The sequence below is a fragment of the Massilia eburnea genome, from assembly GCF_050709955.1.
Classification (GTDB): domain Bacteria; phylum Pseudomonadota; class Gammaproteobacteria; order Burkholderiales; family Burkholderiaceae_D; genus Rugamonas; species Rugamonas eburnea_A.
The window spans coordinates 39,511-63,271 of the sequence record NZ_JBNZFX010000030.1 but is presented as its reverse complement, the minus strand read 5'-3'; the positions used below and the strand labels follow the sequence as shown (position 1 = coordinate 63,271).

General features: G+C 64.7%; 17 protein-coding genes. All 17 read right to left on the bottom strand.

Going from position 1 to position 23,761, the window contains the following annotated elements:
• Positions 1-82: 82 nt before the first annotated feature.
• Positions 83-2,395, bottom strand: coding sequence for a penicillin-binding protein 1C (gene pbpC / locus ACQ4MM_RS15930; protein ID WP_431478258.1), 2,313 nt, complete (start codon positions 2,393-2,395; stop codon positions 83-85).
• Positions 2,395-8,265 carry an alpha-2-macroglobulin family protein gene (locus ACQ4MM_RS15925; RefSeq protein WP_431478257.1) on the bottom strand — a complete coding sequence of 1,957 codons (5,871 nt, stop codon included), beginning with the start codon at positions 8,263-8,265 and terminating at the stop codon, positions 2,395-2,397. Before ACQ4MM_RS15925 ends, pbpC begins: the two co-directional genes overlap by 1 nt.
• Positions 8,266-8,336: 71 nt before the next feature.
• Positions 8,337-9,455 (bottom strand): ATP-binding protein, encoded by a 1,119-nt coding sequence (locus ACQ4MM_RS15920; protein ID WP_431478256.1) that lies wholly within the window; start codon positions 9,453-9,455, stop codon positions 8,337-8,339.
• 215 nt (positions 9,456-9,670) lie between these two features.
• A complete protein-coding gene (locus tag ACQ4MM_RS15915; RefSeq protein WP_431478255.1) occupies positions 9,671-10,552 on the bottom strand; it encodes a hypothetical protein in 882 nt (293 codons plus the stop codon).
• A 4-nt stretch (positions 10,553-10,556) separates the two neighbouring features.
• Positions 10,557-11,249, bottom strand: coding sequence for a hypothetical protein (locus ACQ4MM_RS15910; protein WP_431478254.1), 693 nt, complete (start codon positions 11,247-11,249; stop codon positions 10,557-10,559).
• 192 nt (positions 11,250-11,441) lie between these two features.
• On the bottom strand, positions 11,442-12,317 hold the full coding sequence (locus ACQ4MM_RS15905; RefSeq protein ID WP_431478253.1) for a hypothetical protein: 876 nt from the start codon (positions 12,315-12,317) through the stop codon (positions 11,442-11,444).
• A gap of 3 nt (positions 12,318-12,320) precedes the next feature.
• Positions 12,321-13,013: a hypothetical protein gene (locus tag ACQ4MM_RS15900; RefSeq protein ID WP_431478252.1), complete on the bottom strand. Its 693-nt coding sequence runs from the start codon at positions 13,011-13,013 to the stop codon at positions 12,321-12,323.
• A gap of 162 nt (positions 13,014-13,175) precedes the next feature.
• A complete protein-coding gene (locus ACQ4MM_RS15895) occupies positions 13,176-15,164 on the bottom strand; it encodes an acyltransferase family protein (protein WP_431478251.1) in 1,989 nt (662 codons plus the stop codon).
• 6 nt (positions 15,165-15,170) lie between these two features.
• Positions 15,171-16,136, bottom strand: coding sequence for a magnesium/cobalt transporter CorA (gene corA, locus ACQ4MM_RS15890; protein ID WP_431478250.1), 966 nt, complete (start codon positions 16,134-16,136; stop codon positions 15,171-15,173).
• 102 nt (positions 16,137-16,238) lie between these two features.
• Entirely contained in the window at positions 16,239-16,616 is a 378-nt protein-coding gene (locus tag ACQ4MM_RS15885) for a DUF4124 domain-containing protein (protein ID WP_431478249.1), read from the bottom strand.
• A complete protein-coding gene (gene mtgA, locus ACQ4MM_RS15880) occupies positions 16,613-17,305 on the bottom strand; it encodes a monofunctional biosynthetic peptidoglycan transglycosylase (RefSeq protein WP_431478248.1) in 693 nt (230 codons plus the stop codon). Before mtgA ends, ACQ4MM_RS15885 begins: the two co-directional genes overlap by 4 nt.
• Positions 17,302-18,123 carry a shikimate dehydrogenase gene (gene aroE, locus ACQ4MM_RS15875; protein WP_431478247.1) on the bottom strand — a complete coding sequence of 274 codons (822 nt, stop codon included), beginning with the start codon at positions 18,121-18,123 and terminating at the stop codon, positions 17,302-17,304. The genes mtgA and aroE overlap by 4 nt, the downstream gene beginning before the upstream one ends.
• Entirely contained in the window at positions 18,123-19,004 is an 882-nt protein-coding gene (locus ACQ4MM_RS15870; protein WP_431478246.1) for an energy transducer TonB, read from the bottom strand. Before ACQ4MM_RS15870 ends, aroE begins: the two co-directional genes overlap by 1 nt.
• Before the next feature lie 45 nt (positions 19,005-19,049).
• Positions 19,050-21,083, bottom strand: a complete 2,034-nt coding sequence (locus tag ACQ4MM_RS15865) for a ribonuclease catalytic domain-containing protein (protein WP_431478245.1) — start codon at positions 21,081-21,083, stop codon at positions 19,050-19,052.
• The gene (locus ACQ4MM_RS15860; protein ID WP_431478244.1) at positions 21,080-21,664 is read right to left on the bottom strand and encodes a chorismate--pyruvate lyase family protein; all 585 of its coding nucleotides are present in this window, start codon (positions 21,662-21,664) and stop codon (positions 21,080-21,082) included. The genes ACQ4MM_RS15865 and ACQ4MM_RS15860 overlap by 4 nt, the downstream gene beginning before the upstream one ends.
• Positions 21,661-22,242 (bottom strand): YqiA/YcfP family alpha/beta fold hydrolase, encoded by a 582-nt coding sequence (locus tag ACQ4MM_RS15855; protein WP_431478243.1) that lies wholly within the window; start codon positions 22,240-22,242, stop codon positions 21,661-21,663. The genes ACQ4MM_RS15860 and ACQ4MM_RS15855 overlap by 4 nt, the downstream gene beginning before the upstream one ends.
• Positions 22,242-23,609, bottom strand: a complete 1,368-nt coding sequence (mpl, locus tag ACQ4MM_RS15850) for a UDP-N-acetylmuramate:L-alanyl-gamma-D-glutamyl-meso-diaminopimelate ligase (RefSeq protein ID WP_431478461.1) — start codon at positions 23,607-23,609, stop codon at positions 22,242-22,244. The genes ACQ4MM_RS15855 and mpl overlap by 1 nt, the downstream gene beginning before the upstream one ends.
• Between the last annotated feature and the right edge of the window lie 152 nt (positions 23,610-23,761).

Genomic DNA, 23,761 nt, shown 5'->3' with positions numbered 1-23,761 from the left:
CGGGGTCAGCTCCGGCAATCGGACATTCGCGCAGCGCGAATGTCCGATTGCCGGAGCTGACCCCGACTTTCATCATTTAAGTTCAGGGTACCAGGTCGATCTCGATCTCGCGCGTGTCGGCCTGGCCGTTGCTGTCGGCTACGCGCACCGTGTAGTGGCCGGGGCCGGATGGCTTCCAGGCCACCGTTTCGCCGGGCGCGGCGCGGCCTACCAGGGCGCCGTCGACAAACCAGAACAGCTCGCGCGCCTCGCCCGCTGCCTGCGCTACCAGCAGGAGCGGTTCCGGGTGCGCGGTGCGCAGCAGGTGGCGCACCCCGCGCAGTGGTTGCAGGATGCGCGGCGCGCTGTCGGTATCGGACGGGCCGCAGGCACTGCTGTCGCGCAGCGGCAGCCCGGCCTGGCGCATCAGCTGCTGCACGTCGGAAGACCAGGCTTCCACCGTCCTGGCCACCGTGTTGGGTCCCTGCCGGCACGCCAGCGTGCCCTTGTCCTTGTCGATCCAGACCTGGCGGTGCAGCGTGCTGCGCTTGATCGGCGACTTGCCGGCGATGAACCAGGATGGCACGACACGCGGGCAGGCCTGGTCCGGCAGGTCGCCGCTGGCGGCGCATACATCGACCAGGCGCAGGTCCGCCGGCAGCGCGCGTGGCACGGGACCGGGGTCGAGCCGTTCGGCGCGCAAGGCATCGACGATGCGCAGGAACAGCGGCGCGGCCATGTCGACGCCGACCAGCGCCGGGTTGCCGGCGCCGTCGAAATTGCCCAGCCAGACAACCAGCGCATAGCGGCCGAACACGCCGGCCGTCCAGGCATCGCGGAAGCCCCATGAGGTGCCGGTCTTCCAGGCGATCGCCGGCTGGCCGGGGGCTGCGGTGTCGGGGCGCGGATTGCGGCGCAGCATGTCGAGCGTGATGTAGGCGGCTTCTTCGCTGAGCAGGCGGCGCTGCTGTTCCGGCGCCGCCGCGCCGCGGTAGGTGACGGCGCGCCACTGGCCGCCGTTGGCCAGCATGGCGTACATCTGCACCAGTTCTTCCATCGATACTTCGCCGCCGCCCAGCACCAGGGCCAGGCCGTAATGTTCGCGCGTGTCCATGTGCGCCACGCCGGCCTGCTGCAGGAAGTCGTACAGGTCGGGGCGCGACAGCTTGGCCGCCACCGCGACGGCTGGCACGTTGCGGCTGCGGATCAAGGCGTCTTCCGCCGGCAGCGGCCCGACGAAGCGGCCATCGAAATTTTCCGGCGTGAAGGCGCCAAAGGCCGATGGCGTATCGCGCAGCACGGTTTTCGGGTGCAGCAGGCCCTGGTCCAGCGCCAGGCCGTAGATGAAGGGCTTGAGGGTGGAGCCGGGCGAGCGGCGTCCCAGGGTGCCATTGACCTGCCCGGCAATCGCGGCGTTGCCGTAATCGGCCGAACCCACCAGCGCCCGCACCTGCATGGTCGAGGTGTCGACCAGCATGGCGCTGGCGTTGGCCACGCCGCTGTCGGCGCGCGCGCGCAGGTAGTCGCCGATGACGCGCTCCAGCACGCGCTGCGCGCTCAGGTCGAGGCTGGCATCGATTTCGCCCTGGACATCCTGTGCCTGCTGCTGTTCGCGCAGCAGCAGGTCGACCAGGTGCGGCGCCAGGAACGGCAGGCTCGCCCTGCCTTGCGTGTGCAGCGGCAGCTGCATGTCGGCCTGCCAGCGGCGGTGGTCCGGGTGGCGCTCCTGCCACAGCTGCCACAGGCGGGCGCGCGCGGCGCGCAGCGCCAGCGGGGCCGCATCCCCAACCAGCCGCTGGCGCGGGTTCTGCGGGATGACCGCCAGCGCCAGCATCTCGGGCAGCACCAGCGCGGCCGCGCTCTTGCGGAAATAGACCACGCTGGCGGCCCCCACCCCTTCCACGTTGCCGCCGAAAGGCGCGAGGTTGAGGTAGCCTTCCAGGATCTCGCGCTTGCTGTAGCGCGCCTCGATCCACAGCGCGGCCGCGGCTTGCTGCAGCTTGCCGCCCACGCTGCGGCTGTCGATGCCGTACAGGCGGCGCGCCAGCTGCATGGTGATGGTGGAGCCGCCCTGGCGGCGCGTGCCGGTGGCACTGGCCCAGGCGCTGCGCACCAGCGCCAGCGGGTTGACGCCGGGATGCCAGTAGAACCAGCGGTCTTCGTACAGCAACACCGCTTCCGGCAATGCGGCCGGCATGTCCGCCAGCCGCAACGGCAGGCGGTACTGCTGGTCCGCCGCCAGCGTCAGGCGCAGCAGCTCGCCGCCGCTGGCATGCACCGCATGCGACCAGGCCTGGCCGGCCAGCAAGGGTTCATGCGGCCAGACGCGCAGCGCAACCATCCCCAGCGCGGCCAGGGCACACAAGGCTGCGCGGCGCCGCCAGCGCACGGCCAGGTTGCGCAGGCCTTGCCACATTACTTGCGGTCCCGGATCACGAGTTTCGAACCGGCCGAGCGGCCGAACACCTTGCGCTCGTACATCGCTTCGCCGAACGCGCCTGGCACCACGAACTCGCCGACGTTGGTGGCGCGCACCTTGTAGGTGATCTCGGTCTGGCTGCTGCCCACATTGCCGAAGATGATGACGCGGTCTTCGCGCATGTCGACATAATCGACGTTCCAGCTCCAGCCTTTGGTGCCGACCCGGCGCTGCCACAGCGGCGCATCGGAGTCTTCGTCCGACGGGCTGCTCAGCACAGGTTCCAGGCCGCCCGGCAGCACGTCCACCAGCGCCACCTGCTGCACCTCGCTGCGGCCGACGGCCCGCACCCGCACCCGCACCGTCACTTCGTCGCCCAGCGTGACTTCGGACAAAGGCTTGCCGGCGCCATCGACGAATTCGCGGATGATTTCGATGCCGTTGGAAGCAGCCGTGGCCGGAATATTGCGCTCAAAGCCGGTTTCCGCCAGCGCGTAGTAGAGCGGCAGGCCGCCGCTGCTGCCAAGCTTGAGGCGCGCCGCATCGCCCGGCACCGCCGCCTTGGCGATCAGTTTCAGCGCACCCAGCTCCAGCGCCTTTTCCTTGCCCTGGCGGTCGATCGCCCTGGCCGTGATGGCGCCGGCGGCGCCGCTGGCGGCGGCGCTGCTGTAGGCATCGACCGCAGTCACCACGGCGGCCGACGACAGGCTGCTGTACAAGCCGTCGCTCATCCAGGCTGCCAGCCGGTCGAACACTTCCGGCGGCAGCTCCTTGAGCCGGCTCGGGAAGTGGCGCGCCACCAGCGTCACCAGCGTGGCGTCATGCACCAGCGAGTCGTAATACCAGCCCCAGCTCTTGAACTGGTCCTTCTTCGCCAGCCGCGCCAGCATGTCTTTCCACAGCGGGTCGAGCAACTGGCCCGCCACCTGGTCCTGCTTCAGGATCTGGTAGCTGGCCGCCAGGTAGGCATTGCCAAGGTCGGCCTCGGCCGCCTGCCCGCCGCGCGTATCCTTCGGCGTAGCGCCGCGCAGGTTCACCAGCGCCGCCGTCGTCACCGCGCCGCTGCGCGTCAGCAGGTAGGCCGCCTGGGCGCGCGTGCGCCAGCTGTAACGGTCGTCGCTGCCGCGCGCGGCGTAGTTCTGCAGCCAGGCCAGGGAACGCGCCAGCATGTCTTCCGGCACCTGCAGCTTGTGTTCGCGCGCCTCCAGCAGCATTTGCACCGCATACACGGTGGCAAACGGATGCGCCGATTCGCCCGGCGCGTACAGGCCGAAGCCGCCGTCGCCGGTCTGGCGCGAGCGCAGCACGCTCAGCGTGCGCTCGAAGCCTTTTTTCGGATCGATCGCCGCGCCGCCGGCCTTGGCCGCCTGCAATTCCTTGGCGAGGTCGGGCCGGTTGGCCAGCAGTACCGTCGGCATCATCTGGCTGACAATCTGCTCGGTGCAGCCGTACGGGTATTCCTGCAGATAGCGCAGCATGCCCGAGGCCAGCGACCACGGCGTGGCCGATACCGACAGCTCGCTGCGCTGCAGCTGCGGATAGAACTGGCCCTGCGTTGCGATTTCACCGCCGCCCTTGAAGCGGCCGCTCTGCACCAGCGTGACCAGCGCCGACGCCGGCCGCACCGACAGGTCGGTCGACAGCCTGGCCTTGCGCTCCTGGTACTGCGCGCTGAACACCACGCTGGCAGAACCCAGTTGCGCCTGGGCGCCGCTGCGGGCGCGCACGCGGAAGCGCGCAGTGGCCTCACCGCCTTCATTGATGGCCAGCGTCACCTGGTTCTTGCCGACCACTTCGAGCGCCGGCGCCACCTGCAGCGTGAGCGCCACGGGAGCGCCCTTGCCCGAGCCCTTGATGTTGTTGGCCACGCCGATGCCCACTTCCGCCTCGTCGCCCGGCGTCAGCGCCACCGGCACGTTCGGCAGCAGCACCATGTCGCCGCGCACCGTGGTCTTGGCGCTGGCCGCAGCGGCCGAAGTGTCGTCCACCGCCACCGCCATCACGCGCAGGCTGCCATTGAAGTATTCCGGCACCGTGTAGCTGAAGTCGCGGCCGCCCTGCACGTCGACGATGCCCGACCAGTAGGCCACCGGCTTGTCGCGCTTGCGCTTGAACGGATTCAGGTGCTTGCCCGCCTCGCCGTCGCCATCGCCGCCCGGCGCAGCACCCTGCATCAGCTTGCGGAACTCCGGCAGGATCTGGTCCAGCGTCTGCGCCGTCGTCACCTCCAGCGCACGCTTCTGGAAGAAGTACTGCAAGGGATTGGGCGTCTGGTAACGCGCCACCTGCAGGATGCCTTCATCCACCGCGAACACCACGGCCCGCACCGGCTTGGGCGAGTCGAGATGGAATTGCACCGTCTGCCCCGGCTTGACCAGCTCCGGCGCCTTCAGCGCGAACCGGGTGGTGCGCCGCTCCAGGCTGGTGGCAAACGGCGCCACGCCGTAGCTCAGGGGGCTCATGTAAATTTCTTCGGACGAGGGGTCGCGCGTGAACTGCACCATCACGTAGCCGTTGCCGTCGTAGTCCTTGGGCAGCGTGATCTTCTGCACCGAGGCGTTCTTGTCGGCCTTGAACCACTTGTAGGCATACACCTTGTCGCGCTCGATGGTGATCAGGCCGGAACCGGTATACGGCGCGCGCACGCTGATCTCGATTTCCTCGCCAGGCTGGTAATCCTTCTTGTTCAGCGTCAGCTGCAGCTCGGCGTTGCGGTCCAGGCTGCGCGTGACGTTGCCGCTGCCGGCCACGCTGTAGCGGAACTGGGCCAGCGCCGCACCCTGGGCATTTTTCAGCACATAGGTGAAATTGCCCGGCGTATCGGTGGCCGGCGCCAGCTGCGCGCCGCCGGCGGCAATCGCAAACGGCTCGCTCTTCAGCAGCACGTCCTTGCCACGCGACTCGTACTTGAACAGGCCGTTGGCCTGCTTGACCAGCACCGACAGCACGCGGTTCTCATAGCGCTCCAGCGTCAGGCCGGAGACGGCGGTCTTGCGCGCTTTCGGATCGATCGCGATCAGGTGCACGCCGCGCGCCGCGCCGCGGCTGATGTAATTGAGGTCGCCGTCGGCCCTGTAGCCGACCAGGTAGGGCGCGTCGGACACCAGCGCCTGCACTTCCGCGCTGACGCTACGCCCGCCCTCCGGCTCAAACGCCTTGGCCAGCACGTGCAGCTGGTAGGTGGCGGACTGGTAGCGGTGCAGCCCAAGGTCGAAGCTGACATCGCCCTTGTCGTCGGTCTTCTGGTCGGCGATGGTGTCGCTGAAGCGCTCCTTGGCGCGCTGCGGATCGTAGAAGCTGTAGCCCGGCCAGGAGGCGAAGGCCGGATAGGCCGGCGCCAGCGTCACCACCGCCTCCACCTTGCGGTTGGGCGCAGGCGTGCCGAACAGGTTCTGCACGTTCATCTGCGCCGTCAGCGACTGCGGGCTGACCCAGCCCTCGCCTGCCTCGGCCGACAGCTTGAGCGCGACCTTGGTGCGGTCCGGCAGGAATTCCTGCACCTTGACGGTGGTGGAGCCCAGGCGCACCGGTTCACCCTGCGCCCCATCGCGCGGCAGGTTCAGGTAAAGCGTGTAGTTGCCGGTCGGCGCGCTATCGAGCGTAGGATGGGCGATTTCCGCCATGCCGGCCGGGCCCAGCTTGAGTTTTTCGCGCCGCACGGTCTGGCCGCGCGCATCGACCACTTCGGCCTCCACCGGCAAGTCCTTCAGGTTCTGGCTCCAGTCGCCGCTCTTGACGATGATGCCGGCCTGGATGGTGTCGCCGGGGCGGTAGATGCCGCGGTCCGAGAACAGGTAGGCGCGCATCTGGTTCGGCAGGCCGCCGCTGTGGGTGCCGCCGACGTCGAAGCGCGACATGTCCAGCGCGCGGTCGTTGCGGTTCAGCGCCATGAAGGCGGTATCGCCGGCCTTCTTCACCACCAGCAGCACCGGCTGTTTTTCGCGGATGTAGCCGCGCAAGTCCGGCAGCCGCACCGTGCCGCCGGCGTCGGTCGCCTGGGTGTGCAGCACCAGGCCGTTGCGGCCCCACACTTCGACCGTCGCGCCGGCCACCGGGGCGCCGCTGCTGATGGACTGGACGTACACCTGCTGCGAGCCGTCCAGCGCGCGCTTGCTGACCAGGCCCAGGTCGGTCAGCATGATCAGGCGGCTGTCCGACAGCGCGCCGGCATCGCCGTTGTACTGCTCCTCCGGCATGCCCTCGCCTTCGCCTTGTTCCTGGTCGTATTGCGGGACACGCGGCTGGCCATCGTCCGATTTGGACGGGTCGTAGCCATTGATCTTGACCAGGAAAATGCCGCGCCGCTCGGCGCCGTCGGTTTTCAGGTACTCCGAAAAATCGATGGTCTCGAAATGGGTCTTGCCGGGCGCCAGCTTCAGCGGCAGCTTTTTCTCGAAGCGTTCGGTCAGGCTGTCCGGCGCCAGGCCCTGATAGAACTCGGGCTTGGCGTAGCTGCCGGCCGAGTGCGTGGCCAGGAAATGCAACTGGTGCGGCAGCACGCGGCCGATCTCGATCTTCACACCCGGGATGTCGCGCACCATGATCGGCAGCTTGCGCTCGCCATTCAGCGCCAGCAGCGCGCCGGTGCCCATGATCGACAATTCCGGCGCCGAGGCCTTCACCTGCAGGATCGCTTCCCGCTTCTGGCCAAGCTGGTAGCCGCCGACCGACTTCATCCCCTGCGCGATGCGCACGAACATGAAACTGCCCGGATCGGCCTCAAACTTGAAGGCATGGATTTCGCTGTTGTCGCGCTCCTGCGGCAACGCCGTCAGCGCCAGGCGCCTGGCGTTTTTCAGCACCGCGTCGGTGACCTCGGCCGGATCGTCCCAGCTCCTGGTTTCATTGGTGGCCGCCGGCAGCGCCCAGGCGCTGACCGTGCGCGCCGCTTCCTTCTCGGTGACCGACATGCCGGTGCTGATGCGCAGCACGTTTTCCATGTCGCCGCTCTGTCCGGTGACGATCTGCGTCTCGATCGCCTGCACCTCCAGCCCGAACAGGCCGGGTACCGCCACCGCCTTCGTCACTTCCTCGGGCGTGCCGTCGCCGCCGCGCTGGGCCTTCACGCCCGGTTCTATATGCAGCGTGAGTGCCGCCGTCTCCTGCGGAATAGCAAGCGGCTCGGACTGGACGGTGGCGCCGACTTTCCACTTATCGTAAGTGAGCGTGAATTTGACCGGTTTGCCATCCAGCTCCATGCGCATGCGCTTTTCGAATTCGGCCGGCGCCACCGGGTGCGTGAACTTCACCTCGAACACGCCCTTGCGCAAGTTGAACTGGGTGGGATCCTGGTAAAACTCGCCGTTGGCAAGCGTGACGGCAAAGCGTGCGGTTTCGAATTGGTATTCCTGTTCCGCCTTCACTTGCGAAGCCAGCGCCTTGGGACCGAACTTGATCGTGAACTTCTGGCCAACCGGCCAATCCTGGGCCGGCTGGAACGACAGCTCATGATCGCTGTTCCAGGTCCATTTGCCGGCGATCGCCGGCGACAACTGCAGGTCCGTCGCCTCGCGCCCCACCCGCGCCAGCGGCGCCGCCGATGCGCTGAATTCGATCCGCAGCGGCTGCGGCTGCCCTTCGTTTTCCAGCTCCGTGCGGCCGGGGGCAAAGATGCGCACGCCGGCATCGCTGGATGCGACCTTGTCCGGCTTGATGTAGGGCATGCGGCTCTTGATATAGGGATAGGCGGCCAGGCTGGCCACCGTCACCACGGCCAGCGCCGCCATCACGCGCAGATGGCGCCCGGCCCAGGCGCGCAGCGGCTGCAAGCGCTGCCCGATGCCGCGCAGCCAGGCGGGAGGAGACCAGGACACACTGCCGAAGATGGTGGCGGCGACGCGTACGAGCAGATTCCAGATGTGTTTCACCCGGCTCCCCTTAGACAAATTGATAAGATTGGCGGGGATTCTATACGTAGCGGGCTATTTGATCCAGTGCACTAGCCTGCCACCGGCGCCGCGCTGAACGGCCGCGCGTCCATCGGGATGTCGATCAGGAAGGTGGTGCCCATCGCCACCGAACTGGTGACCAGGATGCTGCCGCCGTGGCTCTCCGCCACGCGGCGCGCATACGGCAGCCCCACGCCCCAGCCATCCTTGCTGCACTTGCCGCCACGCGCGCGCCGGTACACCTGGAAGATCGATTCCTGTTCCTCCAGCGGGATCGGTTCGCCCTCGTTATGCACCTCCAGTTGCACGCGCACGCCACGGCTGGCCACGCGCAACATGATCGGCGTACCCGGCGCGCGGTACTTGATGGCGTTGCCCAGCAAATTCTCCAGCGCGCGCTGCAGCGAAGCGCGGCACCAGTGCCCCACTGCCGACTCGAACTTCACCTGCACCTGCACCGCACTGCGCTCCATCGTTTGCTGCGCCACCTCGTATGCCAGCACGGCCAGGTCGAACTCTTCCAGGTGCAAAGGCAGGCGCTGGCCGCCTTCGAACACCATGCAATCGAGCAGGTCGCGCGTCATGGTCTCGATGCGCTGCGCATTGACCACGATGCGCTCGGCCAGGCGCCGGATATCGTCGCTTGGCGCCTTGCTTTCGATCACTTGCGCCGCCACGCTGACCGTCGACAACGGCGTACGCAAATCGTGCGTCAGCGCCGCGATGAACTGTTCACGCAAGGCCGACTGGATCAGCGCGAACGCCGTCACGCTTTCGCGAATGGCGCTGTCGATCGAGGTGGCGATCGCCTCGCGCTGTTCATGCGTCAGCGTTACGCGGCACTGATGCAGCATCTTGAACAGCACTTGCCGGAACAGCTGGTATTCGCGGATCAGGGTGGTGGTGTCGTAGCCGCTCAGGCGCGCCCGTTCGCCGCCGTGCTCCTGGGCGATCAGCGCCACGTCGACCCCGCTGGCCTGGAAATACTCCTGCGTCAGCAGGCGTGCCAGGTGCTCGTAAAAAGTCGGCAAGGTGTTCAGCAAGATCGGATCGGGCAGCTCGCCGGCCTTGCCCAGCGTCTCCCGCGCCGCCTGGCGCCAAGCTTCGATCACCTGGTCGCGCAATGCCAGCATCGCTTGCGATGAAGGAGACAAACCGACCTCAGTCATTGAGCCTCCGGGCAAATGTGAATTGTGAAACGAAAGAATGTGGCGCAGCGACTTTCGTGTCAATACACAGCCGGCAGCATTGATTAACTGATAAGTACAAAAACGCTGCGGCACGGGCATGCCGGGCTCGCGCGCCGATTGACCGCTTAACCAATGGTTACAGGCAGTGTTGCATTCTTGCAGCGGGGAGTGGCGCGAATGCGCTGGCGGCCTGGCTAGAGCGCAGGCGCCGAGCCTGGCGCCTCGCACCCGGGCGCGGCCGGGCGCGCGTGCTTGAGCGGAATCGACATCAACCAGCCACGCAAGTTCCGGACCAGCGCACGGCCGCATTGCTCGCTGATCGGTTCGGCGCGTTCGACCGCGTCGTTCTTCCCTTCCAGGTAGCGGAACGTGCGCTGGGCGCCGGCGGCCGCTGCCACTGGCGCCAGGGCATGCGCACGCGCGATCTCGACTGACGCGCGAAATAGCGCGGCGCTCGCCTCCCGCAAGCGCACCCCGCCGTTCCATTGCCAGAATACGGCCTCGTTCTCCACTTCGACGGCGCGCGACACGACCCGCACCGTATTGGTGTAGACCGGTAGCTCGCTTCCCGCCTGAAACACCGACACGGTATTGTCAACGATCAGCGCACTCTGGTCCTGCGTCATGTAAAACACCGGTGAACTGGCAATCAGCCATCCCGACTGCGGCCGGCTACCGCTACCGAGCCACGGCACGCCGGACGCCGCCGGAAAAGCCCGCTCCGCCAGTTCGCCATAGCTGAAGGTATCCAAGCTCTTCCGGAAAGGCACCAGGATCCGGTCCGCATCCGCTTCAATCTCGCTGCGCTGCTCTTTCATTTTGCCTTTGACCACCGCGGCGTGCGTTGCCAGGGCCACGATAAAACCGGCCACACCAGGCGCCGGATACAGCATGGTGCCCGGCTCCTGGCCTGCCTTGTCAAAATTGACCTGGCCGCGGAAGTCGATGTTTTCCCTGGCCGGCAAACTGAGCGCCCAGATGGCATCGGCCGGCGCCGATGCCGCCGATTCCGCCGCATTCGCCGCCGGCAGGCAAGCCAGCAGCACGGCCAGCGAAATAAAGTGATGGAAGGCCATGGTCTTAGTTCAGCAGCGGTTGCAGGATGGCCTGGCGCGCCGCTTCGATCGCCTGGAAATAGGCATTGCTCAAGCCCGGGAAAGCCGGCGCCTCATCCCAGTTGCCCTGGGCGCTCTTGTACTGCAGCACCGGCACATACCATTCGTAGGAGTTGTCCATGAAGTCGACCATGTAGGTCTTGGCGCTGACGATTCCCTTCGGTTCGCCGGTGGGAACATACGAAGAATATGGTCGGGTGATGCCCAATTCGGTCACCTCCACCACCAGCAGCTTGTCCAGCTGGTAGCGCGCTTGCAGCGAAGAATAATCCCTGCCGGCCGCGTTGCGCACTGTAGAGTTTGTTTTGGGCAGCTGCTCCACCACAATCGGTTCGTCGATCACGACCGCTACCTGGCCCTTCCGTTTCAGTACTTCGGCGATGTCGTCCTTCAGGCCGGCCAGGTCGTCCACCGGCAAAGTCCGGGTGTGCGCCGTCAGCTTGGCGTTCGCCAGCGCGGCGGCGGCGTGGCACAGCGGCCACTCGGCACCAGGAAAACTGGTATCGACCTTGGGCAACCGGCTCATCGCGACACCGATGCGCAGGCCCGGTTCCGCAAACGGCCGATAAGGCATCGATACCGCTGCTTGAGGCGGGGTGGCGCAGCCGGTCAGGAATGCTGCGGCAGCGGCGGCCAGCAACCCAAATCCGAATCTCATCTCAGCCCTTTCGTATCGTTTAAATTTCCGCAACCCGGAGTTGCCGGCGAAATTCTACCTATGAAATGGGACTTAGCAAATAAATATGTTGCTTTGGGTCAACGACGCCAGTACGGCGGCCGAACCGGCTGAACGCGCGGCGGCGAAATGGTCATCCACGCCATGCCTGGCGCGAATGACCCCAAGCCGTTACTACAGCGTTGGCGACTCGGCTGGCGCCGCGCATTCGGGCGCTGCCGGGCGTGCGCGCTTGAGTGGAATCGACATCAGCCAGCCACGCAAGTTCTTCACCAGCGCACGGCCGCACTGTTCGCTAAGCGGTTCCGCGCGCTCGATCGCATCCACCTTTCCTTCCAGATAGCGGAAGGTTCTGTGGGCGGAGGCGGTCGCGGCACTGGCGGGTGCCAGGGCGTACGAACGCACGATATCTACCGACTGCCGGAACAAGGAGGCACTTTCCTCCCGCAGCCGTTTGCCGTCTTCTTGCTTCCAGTGCGCGACCAGGTCTTCCGCTTCCCCGGCACGCGAGACAACCCGCACCGTGTTGGTGTACACCGGCTTGTCGTTGCCGGCCTTGAACACCGACACCGTGTTGTCGAGGATCAGGGCGCTCTGGTCCTGTGTCATGTAAAACACCGGTGCACTCGAAATGATCAATCCCGACTTTGGTTTGGCGTCCGCTGCCAGCGTTGGCACCCCAAGCTCCGGCGGCAGGGCCAGTCCGGCCAGTTCACCGTAGTTGAAGGCGTCCAGCGTTTCCTTATACGGCGTCAGGACCTTGTCGGCAGCGATCTCGATTTCGCTGCGCTGCCCTTGGCGCACGCCATTGACGATGACCGCATGCGTGGCAATGGCGGCCAGGAGTCCCACCAAGCCAGGCGCGGGATACACCATCCCGCCCTGCCCCGTCCCCGCCTTGTCGTAATTGACCTGGCCACGGAAAACAACCTTCTCCTGGACCGGCAGGCGCAAGGACCAATCAGCCGTTTCCGCTGCCGGGTCCGCAGCTTGCGCCGCCTGCTGGCAAGCCAGCAGCACGGCAAGCGTCAGCAACTGACGACGGATCATAGGTCAGTTCGCCAGTGGCTTCAGGATGCTGTCGCGCGCTTCTTCCACAACCTGGAAGTAGGCATTGCTCAAGCCCGGGAATTTCGGCGCCTCGTCCCATGGACCCTGCGCGCCTTTTTGCTGCGACACCGGCAGGTACCATTCATAGGAATTGTCCTTGAGGTTGACGATGTAGCTCGCGCCACTCACCACGCCTTTTGGTTCGCCGGTCGGAATATAGGCCGAGTATGGACGGGTAATGCCGACTTCGGACAGTTCGACCACCACCAGCTTATCGATGTTGTACTTGGCTTTGAGCGAGGAGTAGTCCTTGCGCGCCGCGTTCGGTACTGTGCTCGTCGACTTTGGCAGGTCATTCACGAGAATGGCTTCTTCGATCACCACCGGCACCTGGCCTTTCAGCTTCAGCGCGTCGGCAATATCGGTCTTCAGGCGCGCCAAGTCGTCGGACGGCAAAGTCTGGGTATAGGCAGTCAATGAGGAGTTCGCAACCGAAGCCGCCGCAGCACACAACAGGCAGCCAGCGCCAGGGAAGCTGGTATCAACCTTGGGCATTTTGCCCATGGCGACGCCGACCCGCAGGCCCTGTTCGGCGAAGGTATTGGTGCCCAAGGCCACCGGGTACTGCGGCGGGGTCGCGCAGCCAGTCAGGAATACTGCAGCAGCAGCGAACACCAGCCCAAATCGGAATGTCATCTCAGTCCTTTGTATAGTTAAAATTTTCGCAATTCAAAATTGCCGCAGAATTTTACCTATCAGGAACAAGACTTAGCAAATAATAATGTTGTATTTTATTAACGCAAATTATCAAAACGCTGGGCGCGGCGTTGCACTGGACCGGTCCAGCCTGCTTATTGCTTACATTCCCTGTTGCATATTTGCCGATTTGTCAGCCGTCAAATCGCGAAGCGCGGCCGGAATGCCTTCCGCCTCATAAATACGGCGCCCCAGCTGCCAGGAATAACGCATCGTGAAATGCGAGCCGTCAGCGTAGCGCAGTGCGCCGTCCGCCTCGTGCGACGGGCAGACGCCGTTGTCGCAAAGGTAGGCATTGGCGTCGAAATACGCGACATTCGGCTGGCGCATGGCGAGCGCGCGCAGGAAGCTGTTGGCCGTCGCGATTTCAGGCTTGAGCGCGACACTGAGCGGCGAACAATCCAGCACCGGATAGGTGAGCGCCTTCATCGGGCAGCTGCGGTGCACGCCCGCCAGTTCCGGCGCCTTCCCGAGCAGGACGACTTTCTTGCCGCGGCGCGCCAGCTCGGTCACGGTGGCCTGCACCGTTTCCAGGAACTTCGGTGAACGCTGCTGGTACACCGACCAGGAGGCCGCCAGGATAATCGTGTCGTACTGCTCCAGCGTGCCGCGCACCAGGGCCAGAGAGCTGCGGCAATCGGCGATCCGCTTCGGCAGCAGGAACGGCGTCGGGTCGTCCAGCAACGGCGGGCACTCGCCGATCTCCACATTGCGGAACTGCAGCGCTTGGTGGCGCGAGAATTCGCTCAGCATGCCGATGTAATGGGCCGCATTCGAATCGCCCCACAGCAGGACCTTGACCGGGCTGCCGCTGGCGCCGACCACGCATTGCGCGTTGGTGATATCCATTTCCGTCAGGCGCTGCCGCTGGCAGACATACGACTGCCCGAAAGCTGGCCGATTCAACTCGAACAAGCGCGTCAGCTCGTTGTGATACGGCGTGTCGACCAGGCTGGGCCAGATTCGCCCGCCAAACACCAGCGCCACCGCTGCCAGGCAGGTAAGCGCCGACGGCAGAATGAACTGGCGCCACGCCAGCGGCAGCAGCGGCGCGCTGGAGTGGCGCGCCGGCGTTTCGACCCAGCGGTAGCTGAGTGCCGCCAGCAGCAGCGTGACCGCCACCAGCAGCACTGCCGTACCCACGCCGGGTTCGCCGTAGCCGTAGACCCAGAGTGCGATCAGCGGCCAGTGCCACAGGTAGGCCGAATACGAGACTTTGCCGATCGCCACCATCCACGGATGCGCCAGCACATGCGCGCCGCGATACGGGAAGCGTCCAGCCTGGATCAGCAAGGCCGCGCCCACTGTCGGCGGCACGGCCAGCAAACCCGGGAAGGTATCGGTCTTGGACACGAACAGCAGGGACCACAGGATCAACGCCGCGCCGCTCCAGGCCGCGGCGCCGGCCACGCGCGGTGTCCAGCCGGCATGGGAGCGCTGCACCGGCCACGCCAGCAGGGCGCCCACCAACAGTTCGCCGCCGCGCGTGGGCAGCATGAAATAGGCCAGGTCCTGGTGGCTTCTGGCCAGCCATTCGGCGCCGATGAAGGAGGCTGCCGCCAGGATGCCCGCCACCAGCAGGTAGCTGCGCCGGCTGCGCGGCCGCCAGACCATCAGCAGCAACGGCCACAGCATGTAGAACTGCTCCTCCACGCCGAGCGACCACAGGTGAAGCAAGGGATAGACTTCGTTACCGCCGCCAAAGTAGCCGAACTCTTTGAAAAAGCAGAAATAGAAGTTGGCCAGCGAGCCGAGCGACCAGACCGCCGATTTGGCCGTCTTGTGCATATCGTCAGGCAGCATCAGCAGGGCCGACAGGGCCAGCGTCGTCCCCACCACGAGCAACAGGGCGGGCGCGATGCGTTTGATGCGGCGGCGATAGAATTCGGCCAGTGAAAAAGTGCCGGCCTGCAGTTCCTGCAGGATGTAGCGGGTGATCAGGTAGCCGGAAATGACGAAGAAGATGTCGACGCCGACGAAACCTCCGGGCAGCCATTCCGCCCGCAAATGAAAGACGATGACTGCCAGCACCGCCACCGCGCGCAGCCCATCGATGTCAGGCCGGTAGTCCTGGGGCTGGGCTGGCGACATGGTGGCTTACCTGAGCCAGCCGCGGCGGCGGAAGTACAGCAGCGGCGCAGCAGCGCTGACGATCATCAGGCCCCAAGCCCAGCCATAGCCGATCTGCCACTTCAGTTCCGGCATGAAGTCGAAGTTCATGCCATACACCGAAGCGATCAGGGTCGGCGGCAGGAAGGCCACCGAAGCCACCGAGAAGATCTTGATGATCTTATTCTGGTTAATGTTGATGAAGCCGACGGTGGCATCCATCAGGAAGTTGATCTTGTCGAACAGGAAGGAGGTGTGGCCGTCCAGCGATTCGATGTCGCGCAGGATCTGGCGCGCTTCCTCGAACTGGTCGGAATTCAGCAGGCGGCCGCGCATCAGGAACGACACCGCGCGGCGCGTGTCCATCATGTTGCGGCGGATACGGCCGTTCAAGTCTTCCTCGTGCGCGATGGCGCTCAGGGCGTCGGCCGCGTCCTTGTCGGTGAATTCTTCCTGCAGCACGCGGCCGGAGACTTCTTCCAGGTTCTGGTAGATGCCTTCCAGCGCATCCGCCGAGTACTCGGCGTCGGTGGCGTACAGGTCCAGCAGCACGTCCATGTAGTCGGCGATGGAACCGGGACGCGAACGGGCGCGCATGCGCACCAGGCGGAATACCGGCAGGTCGTCGGTGTGCACCGAGAACAGCATTTTCTTGGCCAGGATGAACGCCACCGTCACTACGCGCGACGGGCCTTCATCTTCTTCCAGCAGGAAATCGGTGCGCAGGTGGAGGTCGCCGTTTTCCGCTTCGTAGTAACGGGCCGAGGCTTCGATGTCCTTGACTTCGTCTTCGCCAGGCAGGATCACGCCATAAATGGACTTGACCCAGGCGCGCTCGTCTTCTGTCGGATCGGTCAGGTCGACCCAGACCGGTGCCGCTTGTTCAAGGTCTTCGCGCGTCTCAATAGGCACCTGGTTGAGCCGGCCATTTTGTAAAACGAAAACATTGATCATAGGCAATCTCAGCCGGACAGGAGGTGTAGAGCGCGGGTTCTAAAAAACTTCGCAAGTGTACCCGCAAAGGGGTAGCGCTTGCCACCCCGGCGAGGCATATATTTAACGCGTCGCCTGCTCGATGGCGCGGTCTTTCGGACCCGGCATCGCCGCTGGCGGCGGCTTGGGCGGCTCCTTCGGCGCCTCGATCCCGCGCGAGTCGTGGATTTCGATCACTTTGCCTTTTTCACCACACTCGGTATTGGAAACGATGGTCTTGCCATTGATGACGCACTTGCGCATCGGCGCCGCCGGCGGCGTCACCGACGCCACCACGGGCGCCGCCGCTTGCGCCGCCTTGGCGCTGACCTTGTTGAGCCCTTCGGCAAACAGGTTGCGCTCTTGCCGCATCGAGATCAGCGCAAATGCTGCTGCGCCGCCCAACACGCCCATAATGACCGCCACCGCGATCAGGCTGATGCCGGATTGATATTGTTTCATGGAAGGTCCGCCGAATTCATTCGTTGCATGATGATGCCGGTACGCCGCGCCAGGTAAGCCGATTCGCGGTGCGCATCATAATATTTAGGGCGCGGCAGCATCACCGCCAGCCGCGCCGCCTGCTCCGGTCCCAGCCTCGACGCCGGAATCCGGTAATAGTGGCGCGCCGCCGCTTCCGCGCCGTAGATGCCGCGCCCGAACTCGGCCACGTTCAGGTAGATCTCCAGGATGCGGCGCTTATCCATCAACGTCTCCAGCATGTACGTGATGATCAGCTCCTGCCCCTTGCGCAGGTAGCTGCGCGAGCCGGACAGGAACAGGTTCTTGGCCAGTTGCTGGGTGATGGTCGAGCCGCCGTGGATCTTGGCGCCCTTCTTCTTTTCCTGGTTGTGTTCGTAGGCTTTCTGCATCGCCTCCCAGTCCACGCCCTCGTGCTCGGCGAAGTTGGCATCTTCCGATGCGATCACCGCCCGTTTCAGGCTGGGCGAAATGGCCTGGTAGCTGACCCACGCCTGCTGCACGCGCGCTTTCGGGTCCTTTTCCTGCATGGCCGCCTGCTGCTCGCGCATGAAAGCCGTCATGCCCGGGTTATGGTCGACCCACCACCAGATCTGCACGAAGAAATACAGCTGCACCGCGAGGAAGATCGCGATGGGCACGATGATGAACCACTTCAGCTTCCTGATCATAGCTTGGCGCGCAACTGCTGCAGCACTGCGGCCGTCTGCGGGCGCACGCCGCGCCATGCCTGGAAGGCCTCGGCGGCTTGTTCGACCAGCATGCCCAGGCCGTCGCGGGTGACGGCGCCGTGGCTGGCGGCGAATTCCATGAAGACGGTTGGTTTGGCGCCATACATCATGTCCAGTGCCAGCGCACCGGGAGCAAATACCGTAGCCGGCACCGGCGGCAGGTCGGCGCTCAGGCTGGCGGAGGTGGCGTTGATGATGATGTCGAAGGCGCCCGGCACGTCGGCAAAGCCGCAGGCCGACAGCACGCCCAGCCCGGCCAGGGCGCCAAACTGGTCGACCAGCGCTTCCGCCGTGGCGACCGTGCGGTTGGCGATCACCAGTGCAGCGGGACGATGTTCAAGGATGGGCAGCACCACGCCGCGCGCCGCACCGCCGGCACCCAGCAGCAGCACGCGCTTGCCGGCAATCGGCACACCGGCGTTCTGCACGATGTCGGCCACCAGGCCGGCGCCATCGGTATTGTCGCCGGTGATGCTGCCGTCGGCGTCGAACACCAGGGTATTCACGGCGCCTGCGGCCTGGGCGCGCACGGTCAGCGATGTCGCCAGCTTGTGCGCTTCCAGCTTGAACGGCACGGTGACATTGGCACCCTTGCCGCCGGCGGCAATAAAGGCCCGCACCGCGGCACCGAAGCCATCCAGCGCTGCCAGGCATTTTTCGTAACTCAGTTGCTGGCCGGTCTGCGCCGCATAGGCCGCGTGGATTTCAGGCGACTTGCTGTGGGCAATCGGGTTGCCGAAAACGCAGTACTTGTCCATCACTCGGTGCTTCCGTAGGAAACCTGGACCTTCTCTTCACGGGTAAACACAAACTTCTGCACGATCACCCACAGGTCGTCGCGGTCCTTGGAACGCATATTCGGCGGGAACTTGCCGAACGGCGCCGAGCGGCGCACGATGCTGATGGCCGCCGCATCCAGGGCCGGGTTGCCGGAGCTGCGCTCAACCACGGTGCCGCCGTCTTTTTCATAAACGCTGCCGTCCTGGAAAATCGGAATGCTCAGCACCACCACGCCATACAGCTTGCGCCCATCCTTCTGCGGGAAATTCAGCGTGCCGATATCCTCCACCCGGCGGCGGAAGGCGTTGTAATACATGGCATAGCCGACGCCCTGCGTGCTCGGCGACAGGAAAGTCTTCTTCGGCCGCTTGTTCTGGTCCTCGATGGTTTGCGTGATTTCCGCTTCCATGCGAGCGATCGCCTTGCTGCTTTCAATCAGCTCGGCGCCGGTGCGGCTAGGGTCGGTCTGGTTCTTCTCCGTCACCGGGGCGGCGGTCAAAGGGCTCTTCTTCACCTGGGTCAGCAGGTTCTTCTGGCGCTCTTCGAGCTCCTGCATATAACGCTGCGAGGCCTTGATGCTTTCGCCGGTTTCCATGCGGCGCATGTCGGGCAGCGGCGATTTGGCCCGGCCGGCATCGGCATTGCCGCCGCCATCCAGGTCAGCCTGCGCCAGTGCATCGGCCTTCAACGGCTTGGATGCATGCTTGGCATTGACCAGGATGACTTCAAGGCCAGGGTCGGTTGGCTCGACCTTGAAATCTTTGGGGGCGACGAAATGCACCGTCAGCGCCACGACGTGGAACACCACCGATACTGCGGAGGCGATGACAAGGAACTGGTTTTCTTTGAAATACTTCACGCGCTGGAATCAGAAATGATGCTTTTGAGAATCTTGAATTCTACTTCACTGTGGGCCGGGTTCGGTAACAACCGTCTCGCTGGCGAGCGCAGCTTCCTCCGCATCGGCCTCGGTCGGCTGCGCCGGGTCGGCCGGCGCCTCTTCCTCGTCCAGTTCCGCTTCGGGCTCGACCGGCAGGGTAATCGAGCCTTCCTGCAGCCGCGTCTCGAGCGCCAGGTCGACTTCGTCCCAGCGCAGCAGGTCCAGCTTCACATGTGACCCGCGTGCAACAGACGGCATGCCCGGCATGCGCACGATCAGCGGAATCTCGGCCAGGCGCAGCACTTCATCCTTCAGCACCACGGCCTCGACTTCCTTGGCATTTTCCTGGCCCAGCCAGCGCAGGCACCAGTAACGCTCCATATTCGACTGGAAGTCGGCATACGCCGCGTAAGCGGCGTCGAAGGCCGACACGATGGCGAACAGGTTGGCATCCTTGTGCTTGAACGGCGCCACCATCGGCGCCGTCACGCCATGCGAGGCGCAGGCCAGGATCTGCCATTGGTTGACCAGGTCGGTATACCGGCGCAGCGGCGAGGTCGACCAGGCGTACTGGTCCACGCCCAAGCCCTGGTGCGGTGCCGCCTGGGTCATCATGCGCACCTGCATCTTGGCGGCCCAGCCGCCCACGCCCTGGCCCTGGGTACGGTAAATGCCCGGCACCCCGTGGTCGTGCATCAGCTTGCCCCAGGTGCTGTTGGCGAAGATCATCAGCTCGGCCACGATCTTGTCCAGCGGCGCGCCGCGCTTGCGGCGGGAAATGGTGACCACGTCGTCTTCCACATAGAAGTTGAAGTCGACGCGGTTGTTCTGTTCCGGCTTCAGGCCGAACCCCTCGCGCTTGACCATGCGGCCGGCTTCCAGGTGCTGGGCCCAGCCCCACAGCAAGGTCAATTCGGCCTTGCGCGGATAGTCGCCGGCGCCGCTGGCCAGGGTTTCCTCGTTGACCAGCTCGTCCAGCGTGTTGTGGCGCAGGTTGTTGGCGATCGGGACCAGCTCGGCCTTGGTTTCGGTCGAGATCACCGACCAGTCGGCCGGATCGAGCACGGCGTACAGCGACAAGGCCGGGCAGGTCTTGCCTTCAGCCAGGGTGAAAGCGTCAACGATGCTGTCCGGCAGCATGGTGATCTTATCGCCCGGCATATAGACAGTGGACATGCGGCCGCGCGCGATCTTGTCGATGGCGTCGTCCGGCTTGATGCCCAGGCCAGGCGCGGCGATGTGGATGCCGACACGCACCTTGCCGTCCGCCTGGTGCACCACGGAGAAGGCGTCGTCGATCTCGGTGGTGGTCACGTCGTCGATGGAGAACGCTTCCACTGCCGCCAGCGGCAGGCTGGCCGGCGCCGACGGCACCGGCAATTCCGGGAAACCATGGCCTTTCGGGAAGTTCTCGAACAGGAACTTCGCCATATGCAGGTCTTTCGGCGACTTGATGCCGCCGGCCGACAGCATCAGGCGCGCCGGCGTGGTGTGCGCCTCGTTCGCGGCCTGTTCCAGCGCCTTGTATTCGATGGTGTTCTTGTCCGGCTTGAACAGCAGCTGGCTGACGATGCCCTGCATCGAGGCCGGCAAGGTGCCCGCCTTCAGTTCCTCGGCATACTGGCCCTGGATGATGGCTTGCTGTTTCTTCTTCTCGATGCCGGCCAGCGCCGCCTTCAGGGTCTGCTCCGGCGCTTTCTTATAGCGGCCGCGTCCCTTTTTGTGGAAATAGATCGGCGCTGCATGCAGGCTCAGGATCAGGCCGGCCGCTTCCGCCGGCTGCGGCGCATGACCGAAATATTCGGCGCCCAGTTCGGCGAAACCGAATTCCTCTTCGCCCGCCACTTCCCACAGGAAGTCCAGGTCGACGTCGGCGGCGATGGCCTTGGCCTGCTCCAGCAGCTCGGCCGGCGACGGCTTGTCGAACTGCAGCATCACGTCCTTGGTTTTGACCTTGTTGCGCTTGCCGCTTGCCATCTCAACCTGGTAGGCCTCGCCCGCTTGCGACAGTACGCTGCCTACTTTGAAATCGCCAGATTCTTCAAAAAATACATTCATTTCACGTTATTCCGTTCAAGCTTGAGCACCGGAGGCAGGAAAACCTCGGTCACCAGCAAAGTTCCTTCGTGGCGCTGGTACAGGCAGCGCCGTGCATATAGTAAAGCTTCATCCGGTACTTCGGCGCCGTGCGCCGCCAGGGCGCTGCGGGCACGCCGGGCCAGCGGATGCGTCGCGCGCAAGCGCGCAAATTCCAGTCCGCCGCGCCGCACCTGCGGGTCGCCGAACAATGTACTGCCGAGCGAGCGTTCGCCCAGGGCGCTGAACAGCGGCCAGTCCGAGGCGTCGGCCGACATCGGCACCACGGTGTGGGCGAAGACCACAGGCGTATTATCACACCGCAGCAGGACTTCCCTCTCCCAGACGCGGCCGGGGCGCCGATAGCCGATGATGTTGGCTTCGTCGGCCAGGCAGATTGCCGTGTCCTGGTGCAGCAATTGCACGCGGAAGACGCTGCTGTGCGCTTTCAGCTTATTGGTCAGCGATCCGCCGCTGGCCAGCCAGTGGCGGTAAGGGTGCGGGGCGTTCGTCGCCAGCACGTGACCGTGCCAGTTGGCCTGGCGCAGCGATTGACCTTTCATCGGGTTTCGGCCGAGATGCCGCAGAACTCGAGCACTTCGTCGAGGTAATCGGGGTACTCGCTGATGGCGTGGTCGCTGCCCTGCACCACCTTCTGCTTCGCGCCGGCATAATGCGCCACCATGTCGCGGTAGTCCAGCACTTCATCACCGGTGCAGGCGAGCAGGAAGTAGCGCTCGGGCTTGCTGATCTGCGGCACGGCCAGCGCGCGCAGCTCCTCTATATATTCACGCTTGAATTCGAACGGCTGGTCTGAATGGTAGGCGGTGCTGACGCCAACGTGCTGGTCGAGGTCCAGCATCGGCACCACGGCGGGGTTCAGCAGGACTGCGCGGCAGCCCAGTTTTTCCGCCATCCAGGTGGCGTAGTAGCCGCCCAGCGAAGAGCCGACGATGCTCAGCGCTTCGGCAGGCAGGCCTGCGACCAGGCCGAATGCCAGTTCCATCGCCTGCTTTGGACTCGCGGGCAATTGCGGGCAAAGGAATTCACCGCTGCGGCCAAGCTGCGCCATCCGCTCCCCGCTCAGCCGCGCCTTCATCGACAGCGGCGAGGAACGGAAGCCATGCAAGTACAAAATCATTACTTCAGCGCCTCCAGCAATTTCTGGTGGACGCCGCCGAAGCCGCCATTGCTCATCACAATAATATGGTCGCCCGGCCTGGCCTGCGCCACGATGGCTTGCACCATCAGGTCCAGGTCTTCGTAGGCCGAGGCGATTGCGCCCATCGGCGACAGCGCTTCGCCCAGCTTCCAGCCCAGGGCTTTCTCGCTGCCGAAGCCGAATACCAGGTCGGCGTCTTTCAGGCTGCCCGGCAGCGCGTCTTTCATGGTGCCCAGCTTCATGGTGTTGGAGCGCGGCTCCAGCACGGCCAGGATGCGGACATTCCCGCCGACTTTCTGACGCAGGCCGCCGACGGTGGTTTCGATAGCGGTCGGGTGATGGGCGAAATCGTCGTACACAGTCACGCCGTTGACGGTGCCGCGCACCTCCATGCGCCGCTTGACGCTCTGGAAGCTGTCCAGCGCCTGGGCCGCGACCTCGATCGGCACGCCCACGTGGCGGGCGGCGGCTATCGCGGCCAGCGCGTTGGAGCGGTTATGTTTGCCGGTCAGCTGCCAGCTTACGGTAGCGGCCTTGGCGCCCTTGAAGATGACGTCGAAGCTGCCGTCGGCATGTTCGGCCATCACCCAGTCGGCGCCTTGCGCACCGCCGAAGGTTTCCTGCTCGCTCCAGCAACCGCGATTCAGCACGCGCTGCAGGCTCGCTTCGTCGGCATTGGCGATCACGCGGCCGATGCCCGGCACCGTGCGCACCAGGTGGTGGAACTGGGTTTCGATGGCGCCGATGTCAGGGAAGATGTCGGCGTGGTCGTATTCCAGGTTGTTCAGGATGGCTGTCTTCGAGTGGTAGTGCACGAACTTGCTGCGCTTGTCGAAGAAAGCGGTGTCGTATTCGTCCGCTTCGATAACGAAGAACTCCGAGTTGGCGCCGGGGCCGGTCAGGCGCGCCGAGATGCCGAAGTTCTGCGGAATGCCGCCGATCAGGAAACCGGGCGCGTAGCCGGCGTGTTCCAGGATCCAGGCCAGCATGGCCGAAGTGGTGGTCTTGCCGTGCGTGCCGGCGACCGACAGCACCCATTTGTCTTTCAGGATGTGATCGCCGATCCATTGCGGGCCGGAGATCATCGGCAGGTTGCGGTTCATGATCTCTTCCACCAGCGGATTGCCGCGCGAAACCACGTTGCCGATCACATACAGATCGGGATTCAGCGCCACCTGCTCGGGGCCAAAGCCCTGGATCAGCTCAATACCCTGGGCTTCCAGCTGCGTGCTCATCGGGGGATAGACATTGGCGTCGCAACCCGTTACACGGTGGCCGGCTTCCTTTGCCAGAACGGCAAGGCCGCCCATGAAAGTGCCGCAAATGCCTAGGATGTGGATGTGCATGGTGGTGATGAAAAAGATCAAGAGCCGGATTTTACCTGATTGGAACCAGTAAACCTCCCTGGGGTGCGGGTTGTGTGATGTTGATCTTCGACGAAAGTCAAAGGCCTGGAACCAGAACCCGCGGCCGATGAGCAGACTGGGTCTGACCCTGT